This window comes from Exilibacterium tricleocarpae (genome assembly GCF_007004655.1).
Classification (GTDB): domain Bacteria; phylum Pseudomonadota; class Gammaproteobacteria; order Pseudomonadales; family Cellvibrionaceae; genus Exilibacterium; species Exilibacterium tricleocarpae.
Genome location: NZ_ML660087.1, coordinates 72,987 through 94,932, shown reverse-complemented (window position 1 = coordinate 94,932; position 21,946 = coordinate 72,987). Strand labels below are relative to the sequence as shown.

General features: G+C 58.3%; 19 protein-coding genes. 14 read left to right on the top strand and 5 right to left on the bottom strand.

What is annotated here, in order from left to right; genetic code table 11:
• Nucleotides 1-14: 14 nt before the first annotated feature.
• The 4 genes from FKG94_RS00385 to FKG94_RS00370 form a co-directional block, all read right to left on the bottom strand.
• The gene (locus tag FKG94_RS00385; RefSeq protein ID WP_142902204.1) at nt 15-1,145 is read right to left on the bottom strand and encodes an SGNH/GDSL hydrolase family protein; all 1,131 of its coding nucleotides are present in this window, start codon (nt 1,143-1,145) and stop codon (nt 15-17) included.
• Nucleotides 1,146-1,574: 429 nt separating this feature from the next.
• Nucleotides 1,575-2,189, bottom strand: coding sequence for a LysE family translocator (locus tag FKG94_RS00380; RefSeq protein WP_142902203.1), 615 nt, complete (start codon nt 2,187-2,189; stop codon nt 1,575-1,577).
• Between the two features lie 89 nt (nt 2,190-2,278).
• On the bottom strand, nt 2,279-3,694 hold the full coding sequence (locus FKG94_RS00375; protein ID WP_142902202.1) for a GTPase/DUF3482 domain-containing protein: 1,416 nt from the start codon (nt 3,692-3,694) through the stop codon (nt 2,279-2,281).
• 2 nt (nt 3,695-3,696) lie between these two features.
• Complete coding sequence (locus FKG94_RS00370) at nt 3,697-5,136, bottom strand: DUF2868 domain-containing protein (RefSeq protein WP_142902201.1); 1,440 nt, start codon at nt 5,134-5,136, stop codon at nt 3,697-3,699.
• A gap of 275 nt (nt 5,137-5,411) precedes the next feature.
• Between FKG94_RS00370 and FKG94_RS00365 the strand changes: the two genes are divergently transcribed.
• From FKG94_RS00365 to FKG94_RS00335, 7 genes are all read left to right on the top strand, one after another.
• Nucleotides 5,412-6,179, top strand: a complete 768-nt coding sequence (locus tag FKG94_RS00365; RefSeq protein WP_142902200.1) for a substrate-binding periplasmic protein — start codon at nt 5,412-5,414, stop codon at nt 6,177-6,179.
• 403 nt (nt 6,180-6,582) lie between these two features.
• Nucleotides 6,583-7,227, top strand: a complete 645-nt coding sequence (locus FKG94_RS00360) for a TetR/AcrR family transcriptional regulator (RefSeq protein WP_142902199.1) — start codon at nt 6,583-6,585, stop codon at nt 7,225-7,227.
• A 1-nt stretch (nt 7,228) separates the two neighbouring features.
• The gene (locus FKG94_RS00355; protein ID WP_142902198.1) at nt 7,229-7,558 is read left to right on the top strand and encodes a DMT family transporter; all 330 of its coding nucleotides are present in this window, start codon (nt 7,229-7,231) and stop codon (nt 7,556-7,558) included.
• 28 nt (nt 7,559-7,586) lie between these two features.
• Nucleotides 7,587-7,925: a ClpX C4-type zinc finger protein gene (locus FKG94_RS00350; RefSeq protein ID WP_142902197.1), complete on the top strand. Its 339-nt coding sequence runs from the start codon at nt 7,587-7,589 to the stop codon at nt 7,923-7,925.
• Between the two features lie 44 nt (nt 7,926-7,969).
• Complete coding sequence (locus FKG94_RS00345; RefSeq protein ID WP_142902196.1) at nt 7,970-9,208, top strand: M28 family peptidase; 1,239 nt, start codon at nt 7,970-7,972, stop codon at nt 9,206-9,208.
• 218 nt (nt 9,209-9,426) lie between these two features.
• The gene (locus tag FKG94_RS00340; RefSeq protein WP_142902195.1) at nt 9,427-10,512 is read left to right on the top strand and encodes an efflux RND transporter periplasmic adaptor subunit; all 1,086 of its coding nucleotides are present in this window, start codon (nt 9,427-9,429) and stop codon (nt 10,510-10,512) included.
• 5 nt (nt 10,513-10,517) lie between these two features.
• Entirely contained in the window at nt 10,518-13,616 is a 3,099-nt protein-coding gene (locus tag FKG94_RS00335; RefSeq protein ID WP_142902194.1) for an efflux RND transporter permease subunit, read from the top strand.
• Nucleotides 13,617-13,682: 66 nt separating this feature from the next.
• Here FKG94_RS00335 and FKG94_RS00330 read toward each other — a convergent pair whose 3' ends face one another.
• Nucleotides 13,683-14,579: a LysR family transcriptional regulator gene (locus FKG94_RS00330; protein WP_142902193.1), complete on the bottom strand. Its 897-nt coding sequence runs from the start codon at nt 14,577-14,579 to the stop codon at nt 13,683-13,685.
• Between the two features lie 329 nt (nt 14,580-14,908).
• Here FKG94_RS00330 and FKG94_RS00325 point away from each other — a divergent pair, with 329 nt between their 5' ends.
• From FKG94_RS00325 to FKG94_RS00295, 7 genes are all read left to right on the top strand, one after another.
• Entirely contained in the window at nt 14,909-15,583 is a 675-nt protein-coding gene (locus FKG94_RS00325; RefSeq protein ID WP_142902192.1) for a histidine phosphatase family protein, read from the top strand.
• 43 nt (nt 15,584-15,626) lie between these two features.
• The gene (locus tag FKG94_RS00320) at nt 15,627-16,844 is read left to right on the top strand and encodes an acyl-CoA dehydrogenase family protein (protein ID WP_142902191.1); all 1,218 of its coding nucleotides are present in this window, start codon (nt 15,627-15,629) and stop codon (nt 16,842-16,844) included.
• Nucleotides 16,845-16,882: 38 nt separating this feature from the next.
• Nucleotides 16,883-17,935: a phosphotransferase family protein gene (locus tag FKG94_RS00315; RefSeq protein WP_142902190.1), complete on the top strand. Its 1,053-nt coding sequence runs from the start codon at nt 16,883-16,885 to the stop codon at nt 17,933-17,935.
• A gap of 41 nt (nt 17,936-17,976) precedes the next feature.
• Entirely contained in the window at nt 17,977-18,951 is a 975-nt protein-coding gene (locus tag FKG94_RS00310; RefSeq protein ID WP_142902189.1) for an NADPH:quinone oxidoreductase family protein, read from the top strand.
• 124 nt (nt 18,952-19,075) lie between these two features.
• Nucleotides 19,076-19,840 (top strand): SDR family oxidoreductase, encoded by a 765-nt coding sequence (locus FKG94_RS00305; protein ID WP_142902188.1) that lies wholly within the window; start codon nt 19,076-19,078, stop codon nt 19,838-19,840.
• A 546-nt stretch (nt 19,841-20,386) separates the two neighbouring features.
• Nucleotides 20,387-21,160, top strand: coding sequence for an SDR family NAD(P)-dependent oxidoreductase (locus FKG94_RS00300; protein WP_142902187.1), 774 nt, complete (start codon nt 20,387-20,389; stop codon nt 21,158-21,160).
• A gap of 287 nt (nt 21,161-21,447) precedes the next feature.
• A complete protein-coding gene (locus tag FKG94_RS00295; RefSeq protein ID WP_142902186.1) occupies nt 21,448-21,807 on the top strand; it encodes a hypothetical protein in 360 nt (119 codons plus the stop codon).
• Nucleotides 21,808-21,946 lie beyond the last annotated feature (139 nt).

Sequence of the window (21,946 nt, the reverse complement as noted above, 5' to 3'; positions counted from 1 at the left end):
ATGGCGCGGACACGCTAGGGCGCAGACACCAGTTCGAACAAGTCCAGCCCGCCGAGGCGATGCACATTTCGGGTGGGGTGGAATTCGTCATAGAAATACCAGCGGTCTATCACTGCCGGGCCGCAACCGAGCGGGTTAAAGCCCGGGGCCTCGAGACCGAAAAACCAGAAAGTGGTGGTCAACAGACAGGCGTCTTCGATATTGTCGAAATCGCCGGCGCCGATGGCTTTATCTCTCAGGCCATCGACATCATATTCCAGCACGTTGATCCCGCTGGTATATCTGATGATATCGATCTTGTAGCTCAACAGCGCATTGAATCCGGCGGACAGCGCACTGGCAAAAGCCGGATAACGCCGGGCAATATACCTCTCTCTGGGTGAAGTCGCCGCCTGTTCGATAACTGCGGCAATCACACTGGTCTCAGGTATTACGCCGGTATCGGCGTTGTTGAGCACCACTATGTGTCGGGCACCGGCATCAATCAGCGTGGTGACGGCATCGCCAATGGCGATCACTGCGCCTTTGATAGCCGTTTTGGCAATCAAACCATGAGCCAACCTGTCAAACGGGTCGATCGGTTGCGAATCCGGCCCCAACAACAGTTCAACACCGGCGGGATCGAGCTTGCCCCGCGCCGCCCGCACGTCGTTGCCGGCAAAACCGACGATATACAAGGCATCGGGATCGAGCCGGTGACCGGTGGCAGCACCGCTGTGGGGCTCGATAACGCCCTGGCTGACCAGCAGGGCCGCCAACTGATCGTCCAGGTTGACGGTTTTCCAAAAACCCTGGTCGCCGGGAAGGTTATCCGCATTGGCGTCGATGGCACTGGCGCCGACCACGGCAAAGTTGGTTCCCTGCACACCGAGCGGTGAGAACTTTGCCGGCTCCAGGGTCGGATCGGCCAGCAAACCCGCCTGCGTCAGTGCGCCGGCCAGCACCTCTACGGCAACCGCACCATTGGTGAATCGCGCCGGCGTGGTGCAGGCCTCGTCCGGCACGCCCTGGGCTTCACAGAGATAGAAGCGAAGATTGCCGTTGTCCGAAAGACTGTCACCCAAGACATACATCTTACTAAAAGGAACCGCACTCACCTGCTGCGACGCGATGGCAATTACCAGCATCATCAGATATTTTTTCATTGCTTTCTCCTGCTTATGTAAAAAATTAAAACGTTTTAAAGATCGTTTTATTAACACGATCTAATCCTTGTTACGGCCAAATCAATGGACGCTTCTTCACAACTATTAAGGTCTGGACACCTCCATTATTGTCTGCATTTGAAAACTGTGGCGGGCTGTATCCTGTTGCTGAATACAGAATTAATATATCTCTGTTAAAGGTACGAGCCAGGGAAGTGCCATCCGGCACGCGCCGCGCCGGTGCCGGGTATTTTTAAGCCTTCCGCTGGTGAGACCTCTGCAATCCGCCAATGCCTGCTGCTACCCCCCTCTTCTGGCACAAGTTTTTGGTGTAGGGCTGAAAAACACCCGGCACCGACACGTCGCTGGTTTTGCAGATGACTGCAAGCATGGATGTGAATGGTAGCAGTAACACCGACAACGGATCGACTAACGTTCCATAGCCGCTACTCTGACACCGAGAAAAATCAGCACAGTACCGAACACCCGGTTGACCAACTGCTGCGACCGTTCAATAAACTGCCGGATAGCCGGGTGATCCAGGGTATAAACGAAAAACAACCAGAAAGCGGCACTGACCAGTATGCTGCTCAAAATCAGTATCACGGTAGTGCTCGCCGGTGTCTCGGGTGTGATCACCATGGTAAACACACCGAGATAAAAAAAAGTGCCTTTCGGGTTGAGAACATTGTTGACCAATCCCTGTACATACCAGGGGTTGCTGCGGCGCAGGCCGGCGTCGGCCCGCGCCTCGAGTCCGGTGGTGCCAGCCCGGAAACTCATGATACCGAGGTAGATAAGATATGCAGCGCCGGCATACTTGAGTAGCGTGAAGGCGAGGATACTTTTCGATATCAGCCAGCCGATACCCAGCACGCAATAGGTAATGTGCACCAGATTGCCCGTCAACACACCCAGTGAGGTCTGCAAACCGGCACCGCGGCCACCCCACAGCGTGTTGCGCATGACGATGACCATATCCGGCCCCGGGCTGATCATCACCAGAAACGTTATGCCGACAATGACAATAAGTTGATCAACCATACGCACAACCTCCTTATAGTAAGTGGAGGGACGCCTGCAACCTAGCAACTTAAACGATCCTGCAACAAGCCGGAACGGCAGCGCATCTGCTAAGTTGCAGGCGTCCCCCTAACAATCAACGTCGCGATCCAGTCGGCCTGCTGTCGAACAAACCGGTGCCGACTGCGATCGCCTTCATCGCCGGGTTGATCGAGCTGCGACCACTGCGGATGATTGCGCAGCGTATTGAGACGCTGCGACCAGTCATCGGGCAGTGCCGAAGCCACGGTGAGCGGCACCACTATCTTCTCCTGCGCCGCATGCCCGCGGTGCGACAGTGTCGCCAGCAACCGAAGCTGGCGCAACAACACCAGGGTCACAGTGGCATCGTCAACACAATACCAGCGTTGACCCTTAAATTTGGCCAGCAGATCGCCGCCAAACCGCCGGGCACCGGACCAGGTCGCCCCGATAAGCGCGCCGGCGGCACTGGCGGTGCCCAGGCTGAGACCGGCGACCAGCAGATCGATACCCGCCCCTACCACCGCGCCTTTGGCGGCTGCCGAACCGGCATCCATACCAAACTCTTTCAAGGTGGCCGCCTCGAATAAGTCCCGATTCCAACTGCCGTTGGCCACCGGTAGCGGATGGTGTTCCAGGTCCTGGTCAGTAAACTCAAAAATAGCCAGCACCGTTGCCAGGCACCGACGCTCGGCCGCCCGCACCTGTGTTTGCATATCCGCCTGTGCCGCCCGGCGGTCGCCATCGCGCGGTTGCGGTCGCCGGTAACTGGCGATATCGACGATTAACTCCGCCACCTGCTGCACCGCCGCCTGGCGCAGCGACAGCCAGCGCCGTTGCCGGTAGTCGATCAGTCGCTGAATAGCGTCGTAACGGCACTCCACCACACTTTGCAGCTTTTGGTACAGACGTTTCTCCGCCTCAAAATCGAAAGCCACGGTATCGAACTCCACCAGCGCATGGAGATTGAAGTCGGCCATGGCGCCGCGCCACCGATCGAGGTTTGCCCCCTCGGCGCGGATAAAGTTCAGCACGGGAATAATGGGCCGGGCGACCATGCTGAGCACGGCAATTTCATCGCGGTACTTGCCCAACACAGGCTCGCGTACATCCACTACGTATAACAGCACATCGCTGGCCAGCGCCTGGCGCAACACCTTGATTTCCTGATCGAATTCCACGTGTTCGCCACTGTGGCGCAGAAACTGCGCCAGGCGGTCGCGACCGGTGGGCATGGCTGCGCCGTCGTCCGCCCGCAGCGCCTGCAAGACCTGCAACAGCGCTATCGAGTCTTCCAACCCGGGCGTATCGAACAGTTGCAAAACAGCAGCAGCCTCGGCCATTACCGTGGCGGTTTCCACATGGCGGGTGGTGCCGGCAGCATCCGCTACCTGACCGAAGTGACTGCTGCGCAACAGGGTTCTGATCAGGGAAGTTTTGCCGGTGTTGGTGTGCCCGACAATGGCCAGGGCGAGGGGCGGGCCGAGCGGTTTGTGGTTTTCCATCTTCACACCCCGCGACTGTCCGCGACCGCGCCGTCCGTGACAATATCATCCATCACGATAAGCTGATCGGCCGGCACACCACAGGTCTGTGCCAGCGACATCCAACCGTTCAGGCGTTCAGTAGATATATCGCCGGCGCCCGCCGGTCGCAACAGGGCCAGCCACCGCTGCGCAGCAGGGCGGTTGGTGTAGAGATTGTCCAGCGTGCGTCGCAACCCGCGATCTGCCGGCCGGGCGAGGGAGACAGCCGCTACCAGGGGCTGGTCCGACTGGCCTTCAAGTCGAGCCAGCGCTGCCGCCAGGGTTGTGGAACCGGTGACCTGACCGAGATCGTCCCGCGCGCTGACCCCGGGCGGCGGCCAGCGGGTTGCCGCCGCCAATTCCACGCCCACCCAGCAAGCCGCCAGTGGCGGGGTGCGATGCGCCGGCGGCCGGCGAACCGGCGCCGCACCGCTACCGGCTGCGCTGTCCGGATCAACCACTTGCCAGGCGCGCGACTCGGGTATCAGCGCCCGGTGCAGTTTGATGTAATAAGGCAGGGTCAGATCGAGTTGATAGCGCCGCCGCGCCAACGCCAGCATCAAGCGTGAAAACCCGAGTAACACCAGCCGCGGTAACACACCGTAGACCAGCAGACCGCCGAGCAGAAAAAACGCCCAGGCCCGGCGCGCCGCCTCGGGTGCCAGCGGCCGGTTGCCGTGCTGGCTCGACTGCACCAGTTCCAGATCGGGCACGCTGAAACCCAGCCCCGCCAGCGGCGCGGCAAGCCAACCGGTGACGGTAATAAAGACATCATCGGCAAGAATAGTGGTGGCCCAGATAAAATCGTACTGGCGTGTCATCAACAGCAGCAACAACACGGCAAACCCCACCGCCAGATAGATCATCCACAAACCGTGGGACAAACCCGCAAACCACCAGCGGCCGGCGGCACCGCGCAGACATGCCAGCCACCAGCCGCGGTCGGCGGCAGCCCGCAGCCGATCACTGCCAGTGATGCGCGACTCCAGCCAATGCCAGGCGCCACTGAGCAGCCCATTGGCCGGAGCAGAGGCGCCGGGTAATGAGGTTCCCATTAATATCGCTCCTGCCAACCACAGCACCAGCGACAGGAAATTAAACCCCAACAACACCAGCAGCAACCAGTAAATATTGAGTGTGCCGGCACTGGCGCCGAGCGCCTGCTGCACCGCCAGCGCACCGGCAAAGGCTGCGAATATCACCAGCACCAGGGTGAAGCGCCGGCACCACTGTGGCGCGTGAGCGACACGGGAACCCAGCCCCTGCTGTTGAACCACCCGGCGGGCCCGCGCCACCAGCAGCGACGGCAACGCATCGGCGCCGGGCTCGGCCACCGCATCCGGCTCCACTGCCAGGGCTCCGGCCTCCTCCATGTAGCGCACCTGTTCAACCAGTAACTTGTCCTTAAAGGAGAGTTGCACTATTTATTCGCCCACCTGTTATTTGCCCGCCTGTCTACCCACTGTTTCCGCTGCCAGCGCCCTACCCACTGCCTGCGCCCTGGTGAGAAACAGTTGTGAAAAGAGGCGCTACAAGATAGCATCAGCCACCTGGGGAAAGCCAGCCCAACCCCGGCAGCCGCGTGATTCAACCCACGCAGTGACGACGTTCACATGTGCGCGCAATCACCCTGCAATCAAGCCTGTATTATGCTTTACTTAATCGAGAGGTCGGATGGTAGAGAACGGGGCCCGGTTTGATTAACTACTTCTGCATCGCAGCGCTGTTATTGTCTTCGGCCACCTATTCCTCGGCCACCTACGCCACCAACCCGTTGACGATCGTAACGGAAGACTGGCCGCCATTTCAGTTTGCCGAGGGGGAGCGCATAACCGGCATGGCGACGGAAGTGGTCGAGGCCGTGCTGCAGGAAGCACAATTGCAGGGCGAGATCGCCATGTACCCCTGGGCCAGAGCCTACAACCTGGCGTTGCGGGATAAAAACACCGCCATCTACTCGCTGGCGAGAACCAACGAGCGGGAGCATCACTTTCTTTGGATCGGCGAAGTGGCGCCCTACAAAATCCATCTCTGGAAACTGCGCAAACGCAGAGACATCGTCATCAATACCCTCGAAGATGCCAAACGCTACAAGATGGGCGGCGTATACAAAGACGTAAAGACCGAATACCTGATTGCCAACCACGGTTTCAGGACCGGCCAGCATATCTATATCGTCCACCAGGACATGTTGAACCTGAAAATGCTGCTGGGGGGAAGAATCGACTATTTTCCCCACGGCGAAGTCGACATGAAAGCGAAACTGCGCCAACTCGGCGTCAGCCTGGATGAGGTGGAACAGGTGTACACCTTCAACGAGGGCCCTCTGTCCAAAGACCTCTACCTGGCACTGAACATCGAGTCGGACCAGGCTCTGGCCAAAAAGCTGACCCGAGCACTCGAGAAGGTCAGGCAAAATGGTACCTACGAGCGTATTCGTAAAAAGTACCTGAAAGAGGAATAACCGCCCGCCGCATCCGCCTCCCTCATGCTCCGCACGACAGATTACCCCCAACCAGCGCCGCAATAATGGCGTCACCACTTCAACCACCCACTACATCCGTTACATCTCTCCCGCGCCAGGACAGCACTCGCGCGGCAGGGTCTGTTGACCGGGATATGCCCAATACCCGGCTGCGTTTCCCGTACGACCTTATCACCTCGATGCGCTGTTAGCGCGATCTGTTCCACACAATGGCGTGTGGAACAGTGCCGCACTGGCGCGGCCCCACAGCTCGATACGGCTTGGGCGTATCGCGGACCACGGTGATAGATATCCAAAACTGCTCCAGTGGACCAGCCGGCGGACTTGGCTTATTCACAGGTAGCCATTGTTTATCCATTTGATTTTAGGTCCATGACCTATTATGATTGATGACGTGTTTAAACAAGACATGGCGACAGTGAAGATCAACTCCACAAAAAGAACCAAGGGCGAAGCACGGCGACAGGCGATCGAGGCCGAAGCGCGGCAAGTATTACTCAGCGAAGGTTACGCCTGTTTGTCTCTGCGGACGATTGCCTCGAGTCTCGGCATGTCAGTGGGGAACCTGCAATATTATTTTCCAACAAAGGATGATCTGGTTGAGGCGATCATCACACGGGAAATCGAAACATCCCTGTCGGTTCTCTGGGAAATCCCCTGGGACCCCGCCACCCCCGATCTCTGCACCCGCGCGGCAGTTAGCGCGCTGCTGCATCACCATGCCAGTGATGCCGGGCAGTTTTATGCGATTGCCGAGTTTCTGGCTTTGCATGATCCGCGGTATGCGCTGCTGAAAACAAAAGGATATGCCTTTGTGTTTAGCTATATCGAACAACTGGTGGGGCTGATGGCACCTCACCTTGAAACGGACCGGCGTGCACGTCTGGCACAGGTTCTCGTTGCCTTAATCGACGGTGCTTCATTACAGGTCCAGTTCGCACACGCCAGCTCGCTTGGAGATGGTGTTGATGCACTTGCCAACGACATAGCATTTGCCGTCGAACAACTCCTTGAGAATTGGAGCTGACATGCACTGGCTTTATCTGGCTATTGCCATCGTCGCCGAAGTCGCAGGGAGTATAGCACTCAAGCAATCCGATGCCTTCACCCGGGTGGGACCCTCAGCGCTCACGGTTGCCGCGGTCGTAACCGCGCTGTTTTTCCTGGCGCTGGCGCTGCGGACGATACCGCTTGGGGTGGCATATGCCATCTGGGCCGGGGCCGGAATTGTCCTGATTTCAATCGTTGGTGTGGTGGTTTTTCGTCAAAGCCTCGACCTTCCCGCCATGATCGGGATCGCCCTGATCGTTTCCGGCATGATCGTTATCAATATGCTTTCGAGCTCGACAACCCACTAATCGCCCTCTGGCCGAAAGGAGACAACCGATGCTCACCTGCTCGTTTTGTGGATCGAAGGCTGACACGGTTGCTGCCTTGCTTGCAGGGCCCAATGTCAACATCTGCGACCAATGCATCAGAATCGGTGAACGTGTAATCAAAACCCGAGACGCCCTGGAACAGCCACCCCCCGGCCTTGCCCAATGGGCCAAAACCGATAACGAGGTTCTGCTTTGCGAGATCGCAGCCACATCGGAGCTTGTTGACACTATGAGGGATACCCTGCAAACCCAAATTCTGGAATTGCGCCGCCGTGGAATTGGCTGGACCGTCATCGGCACCGCGCTTGGCGTATCTCACCAAGTCGCTCAAGAGCGGTTTGGATAGTAGCCAAAAGCTCTCATACCCCAACCGAAACCAAGAGTCATGCAATGAATATACTCGAACCGCAGCTAAACACCCGGTATTGCGACCTGGTCGCCGCCCATCTGAAATATCTCACCGTCGACACCCGGGATCGCAGTGTCGGTTGCCAGGGTAACCACGAGGCAACCCGGTACGTCGCGGAGTTTTTCTCAGCCCATAAGTGGCGCACGGAGGTTCCAAGTTTTAGAGCGTTGGACTGGCATACCGATGGTGCAACACTGACGGCCGTTGATGGGACAGAGTTTCACGTTTTCGCAAGCCCTTACGCACGCGGGTGCGATGTACACGCGCCGTTGACAGCGGTCTCTACCGTTGAGGCGTTAGAGAAAGCGGACACCGCCAATAAGCTTCTTTTACTCCACGGACCTATCGCCGCCACTCCGTTGATGCCAAAAAACTTTCCGTTCTACAGCGTCGAAGAGCATCAAAAAATCATCGCACTACTGGAAAAAAGCGACGCTGTTGGAATCATTTGCGCCACCACCCGCGACAGCGTCGCCGCCGGAGGTGTCTACCCCGCGCCCATGATCGAGGACGGAGACTTTATTATCCCATCGGTGTTCACGAGTCAGGAAGAGGGTGAACGTCTCCTGCAGTGTGTCGGACAGAACCTCACCCTGATCTCGCAGAGCCGGCAAATACCAACCAGGGCTGCCAATGTCATCGGCCGAATCAACGAGGGTGCCTTGCAACGCATTGTCGTCACCGCCCATATCGATGCAAAGAAGGGCGTACCCGGGGCCTTGGACAACGGCACGGGCATCGCCACCTTACTGTTGCTGAGTGAGCTGCTCGCCGACTATAAAGGCAGTTTTTGCATCGAGCTTGTAGCCCTGAACGGCGAGGATCACTACGCCGTTCCAGGGCAGGTCGCCTACATGACCACCAATCGCAACACATTCGATGCTGTTGCACTAAATATAAACGTTGACGGAGTCGGCTATATAGAGGGTGAAACGGCATTCAGTCTGTTCGACTTACCCGCCGATATGGAACAGAGCGCCGAAATCGAACTCCTGAGCCAACCCGGCGCTTGTAAAGGTATCCTATGGCCGCAGGGTGATCACAGCATGTTTGTGCAATCGGGGTGTCCGGCGCTCGCTGTCACATCGAACTGGTTATTGGAAAACATGGCCGTGCAAACCATCACGCATACAAACAGTGACAATATCAGTCTTGTCGCCCCCGACAAAGTGGTGTCCTGCGCGATCTCTCTCAAACGGTTCATCGAAGCCATTTCGTAAGTCCTTTTTCCACTAACTGCCGCCTGCCCACGGTAAAAACAGTGGCAGGAAAACTGCGGAACCTTTTTAGGCTGAAAACCTTTAAAAGATGGCAAAGTCACAAGTGGTCACAGGCTCCTGCGCAAGAGGCAAAAATCCAAGCCCCGCCGCTGCGGCGGTCGAGGGCGCAAGGAATCGTCAATGTTCACTAAGCCGGTCCGATCTCGCGAGTTGATTTCATGACTCAGATAATCAAAACGACAGTTGCAAGCGTGCTTATCCTCCTGCTGCCTGCGTGCTACAAAACCGACACCGGTAATCCCGAGCCGGCACCGCGCCGGACAGTGGCGGTCACTGAGGTTCAACCGACAAACGCCTATACCGCCCGCGTTTTCGCCGGTGTCGTTCAAGCCTCCGAACGCGTGCGCCTCGCTTTCGCCCAACCGGGCCCTATCGATGCAATGCACGCTGACATTGGCGGCGAGGTTGAAGCGGGAATGGAACTCGCCGCACTTGAGATGCAGCCATTCGAGCGTCGCAGGGAGCAGGCAGCGGCTGGTCTCAGGCGGGCGACCGCGACCTTCGGGGAAGTTCAGCAGCGCCATACTGCACAGGCGCAATTGGTCGAGCGTGGCGTTTTTCCAAGGCTTCAATTTGCCAGTACAGCGTCGCAACTCGAGGCGGCGCGCGCGGACGTGGAAGCAGCACAGTCCGGACTTGAACTCGCCGAGCGCGCCATCCGGGAGGCCCGCATTATGGCGCCGATAAGTGGGACAGTTGCGCTGCGTGCCGTCGAACCGGGTGAGTTCGTGCAACCGGGCCAAACCATATTCGAGATCGACGGTGACGGTGCGCTGGAGGTCGTCGTTAAGGTTCCGGCGGCAGTGGCGGCGCAATTGTCGCCGAACACGAGGGTAACACTGGAAAACGGTGCGATCACGGCCGATGGAGCTTTACTTCGTATTGGCGAGCGACAGCGTGCCGGTGGACTGGTGACCGTCGAAGTGCTTATCGGCGGGTCCGCCACCGGCTTTGCTCCGGGTTCCGCGATTGAGGCACGCTTCACAACGACGCCACAGGCGCAGGGCACCGTCGACATTCCGCTCGCCGCTTTCCTGCCAAGTGACAGGGTCGACGAAGGCGCCATCTTCGTTCTCGACGCAAAGACAAACCGGGTCAAACGTTTGGATGTCGTCGTTACACCTGCCGGCGGGGACGTGCTTGAAACCCGTTCAATCGCACCGGGCACCTTGATCGTTTCAGCCGGCGTCAGGTTTCTGAATGACGGCGACCTCGTGCGGCGCCTGCCTGCGACCGCGGAGTAGAACCGATGCGTATTGCGGCGGCGGCGCTAAATCACAACAGGTTTACCCTCTTCTGCGTTTTGGCCGTGGTTTTGGGCGGGTTATTGGTACTGCGCAGCTATCCATCACAAGAAGAGCCGACCATCCCCGTCAAGCAGGCGGTTGTCTACGCCGAAAACCACAGCCTTGCGCTATTGGAAACAGAAAACCTTATTGCACAACCACTGGAAGCCATTGTCGAACAACTGCCGGAGATCGCAAACATCTACACAACAGTGCGTGCCGGCACAGCGCAGCTGCGTGTTGAACTGGCTGACAACCATCCGGACACCGACGCCGCCTGGGCGCGACTGAGAACGCGGCTCGCAGACGCTGAATTGCCAGACGGGTCAGTCGGACCTTTCGTAGACGATGACTTCGGCAGGGTCGCCGTTGCGACTTACGCGATCGTTCCCGGTGAGGGGTACAACTGGGGCGATACACGGCTGGCGGTCCGGGAGGTGGTCGATGACCTGAACACACTGGAAGACGTCGGTCGTATCACCGTCACCGGCCTGCAGCCCGAGCGGATTGTGATCACGCTATCCCGGGAAGCCATAGCGGCTCTCGGCCTTTCAGTCGCTCAAATCGCGGACCTTGTGAATGCCGACACCGCAACGGGGCCGGCGGGGTTCTTGCCTGCCGGCGGGCAACGGATCGAGATCGAAGCCGACGGGCGCCTACAGGACTTGGACGATCTGCGCAATCTCCGCCTGCCGCTGGCCGGCGCGGGTGCCGTGGCGTTGCGGGATATCGCCGGCGTGCGCCGTGAAACTGTCGAACCACTCGACACGGCCGTGCGCCTGGATGGTCAACCGGCGGTCGTCATCGGCGTTGAAATGCAGCCGGGTACGAACGTCCAGCTATTTGGCGACCGGCTGCGGGACCGAATGCGCAACCTGGCCGCTCAACTGCCGGTCGGCTTCGACCTCGCCGAGGTCAGTTTTCAGGCGGACGTAGTGACCGACGTCATCGACGGCATGCAACGGACGCTCTACCTGACTGTCGCTGTGGTCCTGATTGTGACGATTGTTTTTCTGGGTTGGCGAACCGGATTGGTCGTCGGTCTGTCAATCCCGATTACGATGCTTGGGGCGCTGTTGTTGATGCGACCGCTGGGACTGGACCTCAACCAGGTCACCATCGCCTCCTTTATCATTGCCTTGGGCATTCTGGTCGACAATGCCACGGTGATCGCAGAGGATATATCGCGCCGTGTCAGCGGCGGCGAAGCCGGCAACCAAGCAGCCGCCGCGGCGTCCCGTACGCTCGGAACACCGTTGCTCATCTCGACCCTGGCGACCGCATTGGCGTTCGCGCCACCGATTTTCGCCGACAGTCTTTCAGCGCAATACATGCTCGGCTTGGCTTTTGTCATGGCGATCGTGTTGCTGATTTCCTGGGTCGTCGCCGTTGCGGTCACGCCACTGCTGATACAAATCCTGATTACCCGGCGTCACACACCAGAGGATGCCGGCCCCGGGAAAGTGGCGTCAACGCGCCCGGAACCATGGTTTTTACGCGGTTACCGCCGGACTCTCAAATTGATCCTGCGGGTGCGCATTCCTTTCGCGGGCGCGATGATCGGTGTCCTAATCGGTGCACTCATAGCAGCCGGCAACATCCCATTCAGCTTCCTGCCGCCCTCTGATCGTGACCAGTTTCAGATACCCTTCGAAATCGCACCCGGAGCACCACCGGAGGCGACGCTCCAGGCAGTGCAGGCGCTGTCGGCTTTTCTAAACGACAGAGACTACAACCCCGACATCGTCAACCATGTTGCGTACATCGGTGCGGGCGGGCCGCGCTTCATTCTGGGCCTTAACCCACCCACCGCAGCGCCGCACCGTGCATTTTTTGTCGTCAACACAGGCGACGGCGCCGATATTGATAGCATCATCACCCGTGTTCGCCACCACATAGAAACCACCATGCCGGAGGTCGAAGCATGGCCCAAGCGGTTCTCGCTGGGTGAGACCGATGCCGGCACTGCGGTACTGCGAATTTCCGGGCGAGACGCCGACACCTTACGCGCGCACGGCGAAGCGTTGCATGAAGCTATGACGCAGATTCCGGGAACGCTCGAGGTCCATCACGACTGGGAAACGGTGATCCCACGACTGCGCGCCGATGTGGACGAGGCGCGGCTGTTGGCCAGCGGTCTGACCCACGATCAAATCTCCCGGACGTTAGAAGGCGCCGTGCGCGGCGCTCCAATCACGGTCTACCGGGAGCACGGGGCGCAACTACCCGTAGTGCTTCGCACCCCGGAGCATGAAAGGTCCAATATCGAGGCGCTCGGGTCGCTGAATATCTCCGCCCGTGACGGTCAATCGATCCCGCTTGCGACCGTGGCGGACTTCGCTTTGGTCGGCGAACTGAGCGTGATTCACAGGCGCAACCACAAGCGGACGATAACCGTTTCCGGCCGCCATCCCGACATCACGGCTCAGGAATTGGTTAACCGCCTACAGCTGTCAATCGACAATCTCTTGCTCGAGGACGGCTACACCCTCGAGCTTGGCGGCGAAATCGAGGAGTCGGCAGAATCTTCGGCTGCCATCACCGAATACCTGCCCCACTGCCTGATCGCGATTCTCGGGCTGTTCCTGCTGCAATTCAATTCGGTTCGCCGCACCGCGATCATCGCTGCGTCAGTGCCATTCTGTCTTGTCGGCGTCAGTATGGCATTGTTGCTGACAGGTATGCCCTTTGACTTCATGTCATTTCTCGGCATTTTCGCGCTGGTCGGCACTATTGTGTCCAATGCGATCCTGGTCATTGAGCGGGTTGACCAGCTTCGCACCGATGGCGTAGCACCCTACCGGGCACTGGTTGACGGCGCCACGCAACGGCTGCGCCCGATCGTGCTGACGCAGCTCACCACGATCTTCGGATTGATCCCCCTAATGCTGGCCGCCGAACCCCTGTGGCGATCGTTCAATGTCGTGGTCGTGGGTGGACTCATTGCAGGGACGCTGATAAGCCTTGGGCTGGTGCCGGTGCTTTATGCACTGTTGTTTCGGATCGAACCGCCTGCAGCGGACACAGACCCCACCGTTACAACTCGCCTTCGTGCAGTCTGAGGTGACCTGACTGCCCGGGGATAGGCGTCATTAATTGCAGGTGCAAACGATTGGCCGTGCCGGCCGTCAATAGGTCTGGGCCAGTACCCGCGGAAAGATATCCCGCATCCAGCGGTTGGCCTGGTCGCCGTCGGCGCTTTTGTGCCAATACAAATGCCACTCCATGGTCTGCAGCTCAAACGGTAACTCCACCGCCTTGAGATCCAGGATCTGCCCCAGCGCCCGCGGCGCCGTCCAGGCCAGGTTGGTGCGTTGCACGATCCGCGGGGCGATCATATAGTGCTGCAGCCGCAGGTGGATATCGCGGCGCTTGCCAATTTTGTTGAGCGCCATATCCACATGTCCGATGCCCTTGCGGCGACTGGAGATATGCACGTGCCCCAGCGCCAGGTACTGTTCAAGCGTCAGTGCTTCGGCAACCTCGGGATGGTCGGCACGCACCAGGCAGACATACTCCTCCTGTGACAGCGGCGCATGGCACAGATCCGTGGCGTTGGCCAGTGGTACATCGACGACAAAGTCCACCGCGCCGGAGGCCAGCTCCTTGGCCACCTCCTCGCGTGCCACCTGGTAGCTGCTCAGGGTGATACCCGGGGCGGCCTGCTGCACGTGCTCCAGCAACGGCGGCAACATCAACGCCTCGGCCAGGTCGTTCATACTGAACCGAAACTCCTTCTCCGCCTGCTGGGGTTCGAACTTGCCGCCCTCGTGCACACTGGCGCCAAGCAGTTGCAGTGCCTCGCGCACCCGCCCGACAATATTCTCAGCCACCGGGGTGGGCATCATGCCCTGGGGCGTGCGCACAAACAGTTGGTCGTTGAGGGTTTTGCGCAGGCGGTTGAGCGCGTTGCTGACCGCCGGCTGGGTGATGCAGAGCACCTCGGCGGCCCGGGTCAGATTGCGCTCCGTATAGATAGCGTCAAACACGACAAACAGGTTTAAATCCACTTGGCTCAAACGCATAGGGCTTTCTATACCTACCTTCTATAATTATCTCTTGTCTAATCGCTCTCTTATCTAATCGCTGTTCTAACGATTACTGATACTCGATTACTGATACTCGATGACTTATTCCGACAGCCGTCTCAATCTCACTACCGCCCTGCCCGGTCTGGAATTTTGTGGCGCATGGCATCCCAAGCTTGTGCTGTGCGCCCTTATGCTGCAGCCGCCGGACATATAAATAACATGAATAACAAAATATTAAAATAATAAACTTTATTAATGTCGCCCGGACTACTATTCTGATGTCCCCTGCGACGCGACGTTTCTCAATCTTTAGTGAATAGTGCATGTCCGAATTTTTCCTGGTCCGCCATGGCCAAGCCTCTTTCGGGGCTGAAAACTATGACAAGTTGTCTCCCCTCGGTCATCAACAGGCGCGCTGGCTGGGGGATTACTTTGCCGCTCGCGACATTCACTTCGAGCGGGTGCTGATCGGCGACCTGGTGCGCCATCGGGAGACCGCACAGAGCCTGTGCGAGGCGCTGCCGGCGGTACCGGAGTTTGACATTCACACCGGGCTGAACGAATTCGACTTCTACCGCATCAGTGTCGCCTACCTGGCCATCCACCCGGAACAGCAACCCCCGGCCGGCGCCAGCGCGAGGGAGTTTTACGGTGTCTTGAAACGCGCCATGCAGGCCTGGCGCCGGGGCGAGTTGGAGGGCGAGCTGCCGGAGACCTGGGCCCAGTTCGAGCAGCGTGTCGGCGCGGCCCTGAGCTATATCTGCGAGACCAAAACCTCGCGGCCGACGCTGGTGGTCAGCTCCGGCGGCGCCATGGCCATGCTGTTGCGACACGTACTCGATTTTGACGGGGAAAATGTTATCAACCTGAATATGCAGATGAAGAATACCGGCGTCAGCCACTTTTACTACAGCGACACCGCCGTGCGCCTGAGCAGCTTCAACAACGTGCCACACTTGGATATCGACGGCCGCAGCGACTCCATTACTTTCAGCTAAGGCACCGGCCCCCGCCGGGGGCGACAAATCACAGGAGAGCCCCATGAACTTTGAATACTCGGATAAGACCCAGGAACTGATCGCCCGCCTCGAACGCTTTATGGACACCCATGTCTATCCGGTGGAAAAGGACTATCACCAGGCGCTGAAAGACGCCGACAACCCCTGGACCACCCCGGCCATCATGGAAGACCTGAAAACCAAGGCCCGCGCCGAAGGTCTTTGGAATCTGTTTATGCCGGACGAATACGGCCCCTGGGGTGCCGGGCTCACCAACCTGGAGTACGCCCCGCTGTGCGAGATCATGGGCCGCGCCGGCTGGGCGGCGGAGGCCTTCAACTGCAGCGCGCCGGACACCGGCAATATGGAAGTGCTGGCCAAGTATGGTTCCGACGCGCAGAAAGAACAGTGGCTCAAGCCACTGCTGGCCGGGGAAATCCGCTCCGCCTTTGCCATGACCGAGCCGGCGGTAGCCTCCTCGGACGCCACCAATATCGAGACCTCTATCGTCCGCGACGGCGACGACTATGTGATCAACGGCCGCAAGTGGTATATCAGTGGCGCCATGAACGAGCGCTGCAAAATCATGATCGTGATGGGCAAAACCGACCCCGAGGCGCCGCGGCATCTGCAACAGTCGCAAATCCTGGTACCCATGGACGCCCCCGGCGTGCAGGTCATTCGCCCGATGTCGGTACTGGGCTACCTGGACGAGCCGGTGGGCCATGCCGAACTGGTCTTCGAAAACGTGCGAGTGCCGGCGGGCAACCTGATTCTCGGCGAGGGCCGCGGCTTCGAAATCGCCCAGGGCCGCCTCGGGCCCGGCCGCATTCACCACTGCATGCGCCTGGTCGGCTGCGCCCAACGAGCCCTGGAACTGGCCTGCAAAAGAGTCGACAGCCGTATTGCCTTCGGCCAGCCCCTGAGCAAAAACCAGTCGGTACGGGAAGATATTGCCCAGAGTTTTTGTGATATCGAACAGGCGCGCTTGTTGACGTTGAAAGCGGCTGACAAAATGGACCGCTACGGTAACAAGGTCTCCCGGGATTTGATCGCGGCGATCAAAATTGTCGCGCCCACTATGGCGCAGCAGGTGATCGATCGCGCGATTCAAATACACGGCGCCGGCGGCCTCAGCGACGACTTCGTGCTGGCGGAAGCCTTTATGTACGCCCGCACAGTGCGCCTGGCGGACGGCCCCGATCAGGTGCATATGATGCAACTGGGCCGCAACTTGATCAAAGACGCCAACGCCGGGTAAAAGAACGTCCGGTAGCAGGTTAACTAAAGAGAGCGCTTATGTCCGACAGAGTTGACACCCTGGATGAGAAAAAACTGGCCGCTTACCTGGAGGCGCAGGCGCTGGTCGGCCAGGCAGGCGCCTTTAAAGGCCCGCTGACAGCCACCAAATTCGCCGGCGGCCAATCCAACCCCACCTTCAAAATAGAGGCGCAGTCCGGCGTTTACGTGCTGCGGCGCCAACCGCCGGGTAAACTGCTGAAATCGGCCCACGCGGTGGACCGCGAATATCGGGTGCTGCACGCCTTGCGGGATACCGAGGTACCCGTCGCCCGGGTCTACCACCTGTGCGAGGACCGGGACATACTCGGCAGTATGTTTTACCTGATGGAGTATGTGGAGGGCCGCGTGCTTTGGGATGCCGCGCTGCCGGAGGTGAGCGGCAACACCGAACGCAGCGCCATGTACGAAGAGATGAACCGGGTGCTGGCGGCGCTGCACAGCGTCGATATCGAGGCGGTGGGCCTGTCCGACTACGGTCGCCCGGGCAACTACTTCGAGCGGCAACTGGGTCGATGGACCAAGCAATACCGGGCTTCGGAACTGCAAAAAATCGACGCGATGGAGACCCTGATCAGTTGGCTGGAACAACACCTGCCGGCCGATGACGGTCGCATCTCCCTGGTGCACGGCGACTACCGCCTGGACAATGTGATGTTCCACCCGCGCGAGCCGCGCATCCTGGCGGTGTTGGACTGGGAGCTGTCGACTCTCGGTCATCCCTACGCGGACCTGGCCTACCAGTGCATGCAACTGCGCCTGCCCGGTGGGGTCGGCCACTCCCGCGGGCTGCTTGGCGTCGACCGGGCCAAGCTCGGTATTCCCGCTGAAAAAGACTATGTGGCGCGCTACTGCGAGCGCATGGGCCTGGACAGCATACCCAACTGGGCTTTTTATCTCGCCTTCAGCTTTTTCCGCCTCGGCGCCATCGCCCAGGGCGTGGCCAAACGCGCCCACGACGGCAATGCCTCGAGTAAAGAGGCGATGAAAGTCGGTGCCATGGTGGAGCCGCTGGCACAGTTTGCGCTCGATACCATAGAAAAAGAAGGTTGACCGCGGGCCCGCCCACAGCGCCCGCCTCTGGAGAGAAATAAATGAAAGCTATTGTCTGCGAAAAATTTGCCCCCCTCGATGAACTGCAATACAAGGAGATCGACGCACCGGTTGCCGGTCCGGGCATGGTGGTGCTCGACGTCAAAGCCGCCGGTGTCAACTACCCGGACGGCCTGATGGTGCAGGGTCTGTACCAGATGAAACCGCCGTTTCCGTTCGTGCCCGGCTCCGAAGTGGCGGGTGTGGTCAGCGCCGTCGGTGAAGGCGTGACCCGGGTCAAAACCGGCGACCGTGTCATCGGTTTTACCGGCCTCGGCGGCTATGCGGAACAGGTCGCCTGTGCCGCCAACAATATCCTGCCCCTGCCCGACAGTATTCCGGATGAGGAGGCGGCATCGCTAACCACCGCCCACGCCACCGCCCACCACGCGTTGAAACAGCGTGCCAATATCCAGCCCGGTGAAACCCTGGTGGTAACCGGCGCCGCCGGCGGCACCGGCCTGGCGGCGGTACAGATCGGCAAAGCCATGGGTGCCAAGGTCATTGCGGTGTGCTCCACCCAGGAGAAACTCGACGTGGCCCGCGACAACGGCGCCGATGTACTGATCAACTACACCGAACAGGACTTGAAAACCGAACTCAAGCAGCTCAACGACGGCAAGGGCGTCGATGTGGTGTACGAGTGTGTCGGCGGCGACACCTTCGACGCCTGTACCCGTTGCATGGCCTGGAACGGACGCCTGTTGATCATCGGCTTTGCGTCCGGGCGCATTCCCGAATTCCCCGTCAATCTGGCGCTGGTCAAAGGCTATTCCGTAGTGGGTGTTTTCTGGGGATCGTTTACGGCTCATCAACCCGCCGACTTTGCCGAGAATATGCGCGAGCTGATTCAGTGGTATGAAGAGGGCAAGGTCAAGGTGGTGGTGGATGAAGTCGTGCCGCTGGAAAACACCAAAGACGCCCTGGAGAAAGTGATGGGTCGACGGGTGAAAGGCAAGATGACGTTGAAACCCTAGGGCCTGTTAACACTAATTGAGTTAGCTCTGCTGGGCCTGAACAGGCCCTAGCTTACCCAATACAGCTTACGACAGACCGGGATAACGCCGCGCTGTTAGAACCATCCTCCCAAAGGTATTACGTATGACGACGACATTATTCGATTTAACCGGCCGCATCGCCCTGGTAACGGGTGCCAGCCGCGGCATCGGCGAGGAGATCGCCAAACTGCTGGCCGAACAGGGCGCCCATGTGATTGTCACCAGCCGCAAAGTGGCAGGCTGCGAGGCGGTGGTCGACACCATTCGCGCCGCCGGCGGCAGCGCCGAGGCGCTGGCCTGCCATGTGGGCAATATGGAGGATATTGAAAAGACATTTACCTACATCCGCAATCAGTTCGGCAAATTGGATATTCTCGTCAACAATGCCGCCACCAATCCCTTTTTCGGCAACGTCCTGGATACCGATCTGGGCGCCTACCAGAAAACGGTTGATGTGAATATTCGCGGTTATTTCTTTATGTCGATCGAAGCCGGCAAGTTGATGCGTGACAACAACAAAGGCGTTATCGTCAACACCGCGTCGATCAATGGCCTGCAGCCGGGGCCGGGCCAGGGTATTTACTCGATTACCAAAGCGGCTGTCATCAATATGACGAAAGTCTTTGCCAAAGAGTGCGCGCAGTTCGGCATTCGCTGCAATGCGCTGTTGCCGGGGTTGACCAAAACCCAGTTTGCCGGCGCGCTGTTCGAGCACGAGGAAATCTACAAGGCCGCGCTGCAGACGATTCCCATGCATCGCCACGCCGAGCCCAATGAGATGGCCGGCACGGTGCTGTACCTGGTATCCGACGCCAGCTCTTACACCAACGGCGAGTGTATTGTGGTCGATGGCGGGATGACGGTTTGAGTTGATTGACGTTGGTCTGGGGCAGGTTCGGGCCAAATGGTCAACCTGGGATAGGGTTTGTGCTAAACGACCAAACCGGTGCTTCGACCAGGAAATATTTTCACTTCGGCGGCACTTAGGCCTCGATCCGGTTAAGGGCACAAACCCGTTTTGGGTGAAAAGATTTACTGGTCAGAGTACCAGGGCAGGGTTTGTGCCAAACGACCCGGTCTGTCTCCGGGCTACTGCTGCTGAGACACGCATGAACCCTTCCATGGGGCTTTTTTCGGCATCCATGCCTCACAAAGTCTCAGCAGCAGTAGCCCGGAGACAGACCTACCACCAGTGTCCTTAATCGATTTTGACGGTGCTGCGTTGGTTAAAGCCTTGCTGGGGTAGTCGTTTCGAGACGCTGTGAAACAGGGATGCCAAACAGCCGAAAGTGGGAGCTTCATCTAAAGCATCTGCTTTTGGTAGGCAGCGGTTTACGGGTGTCTCGGCTTGGTCAACCCGGCAATCCTCTGAACAAGAATCCAAACTACCTAAACTATGTGCGCGAGATCACCTATGACACTAGCAGACTACTCAGACAAAGTGGTACTCATCACCGGAGCCGCCAGCGGTTTCGGTAAGTTACTGGCAGAGAGAGTCGCCGAGGCCGGCGCCAGGCTCGCCCTCGGCGACCTCAATGAAGACGGCCTCAACGAAATTGCCGAGACACTGCGCAAGCGCGGTGCACCAGTAGTGACCCGACGTTGCGATGTGTCCAAAGAAAGCGACTGCAAAGCACTGGTGGAGGCTGCCGTCGACGAGTTCGGCCGCCTGGATATCGCCGTCAACAACGCCGGTATTTCCCAGGACATGATACCGTTGATCGATACTGACGAGGCGCTATTGGACCGGCAGCACAATGTCAACGTAAAAGGTGTGCTGTTCGGTATGAAGCATCAGATTCGCCAGATGTTGACCCAGGACGGTGGTGTTATTCTCAATACCAGTTCCATGGCCGGCGTCGGCGGCGCACCTTATATCGGCGCCTATGCCGCTTCCAAACACGCGGTTATCGGTCTCACCAAAACCGCGGCGGTAGAGTACGGTAAGAAAAACATCCGCGTCAACGCTGTGTGCCCATTTTTTACCATGACACCGATGTTTATCGACAGCGGCAAGGGGCATATGGACAACGATACGGCGTTTAAGGCGCTGGCCCAAAGTTCACCGATGAAACGTTTGGCGCAACCGGAGGAAGTCGTCAGTGTAATGCTGATGTTGTGCGCGCCGGAAAATACGTTTATGAACGGCCAGGCGATTGCAGTAGACGGCGGCATGTCGGCTGTTTGAAGAAATAATATGACCCCACTCTGGGAGGATGACACCACTATCAGACGGCGCCTCCTCCGGCGGCACGGTGCGGGGACAGGTTTTACCTGTCCCCTTCGAGCGGGACCACCCCACTCTCAAACGGCACCGCTTCCCGCGGCACGGTGCGGGGACGTAACTTTAGTTGCGTCCCCTTAGAATGGTGCCACTCCCCTACCTCAAGGCCCCTCTGCCCGCGGCACGGTGCCGCTCGAACAGACAGTGACTTGGGATCAATACTATGAAAACGTACTAATAGAAAAACAGCTATGTCATTTCAAGAGGTTGAATCAACCATTGTTCGTATATTTTTAGAGGCTATTAATAATGAGTTTTTCAGAGGAGATTCTATTGAAGATAGTTTCTGGTTAAATCATTATGATGGACTATCGATCAATCAACGTTCTTACCTGTGGTGGGTGAGGATACTTAGGTATGAGCACATGGTTCATGGATTGTTTGATCAAGAATCTTTAGAGAGAGAAGTGTTGTTTTTACATCGAGCTATATCTGAAAAAGATAAGGAAAGTGATAAAATATTTAAGTGTCTAGTTGATAACCTTAAAAGAACTCCTCTTCAGAATATTGAAATATCGCAATTTATAGAAGCTAAGCTTCAAGCGCTATAGGCAGCTCTAGCCTTAGAATCGCGGATATAGTTATCAATGATATCGAAAAGCTTGCTTCCGGTGCGGGGTCGGGGGGGGGGGGGGGGGGTTGGGTGGGGGGGGGGGGGTATATATTAATGAACAACCAACACCCCCCCAA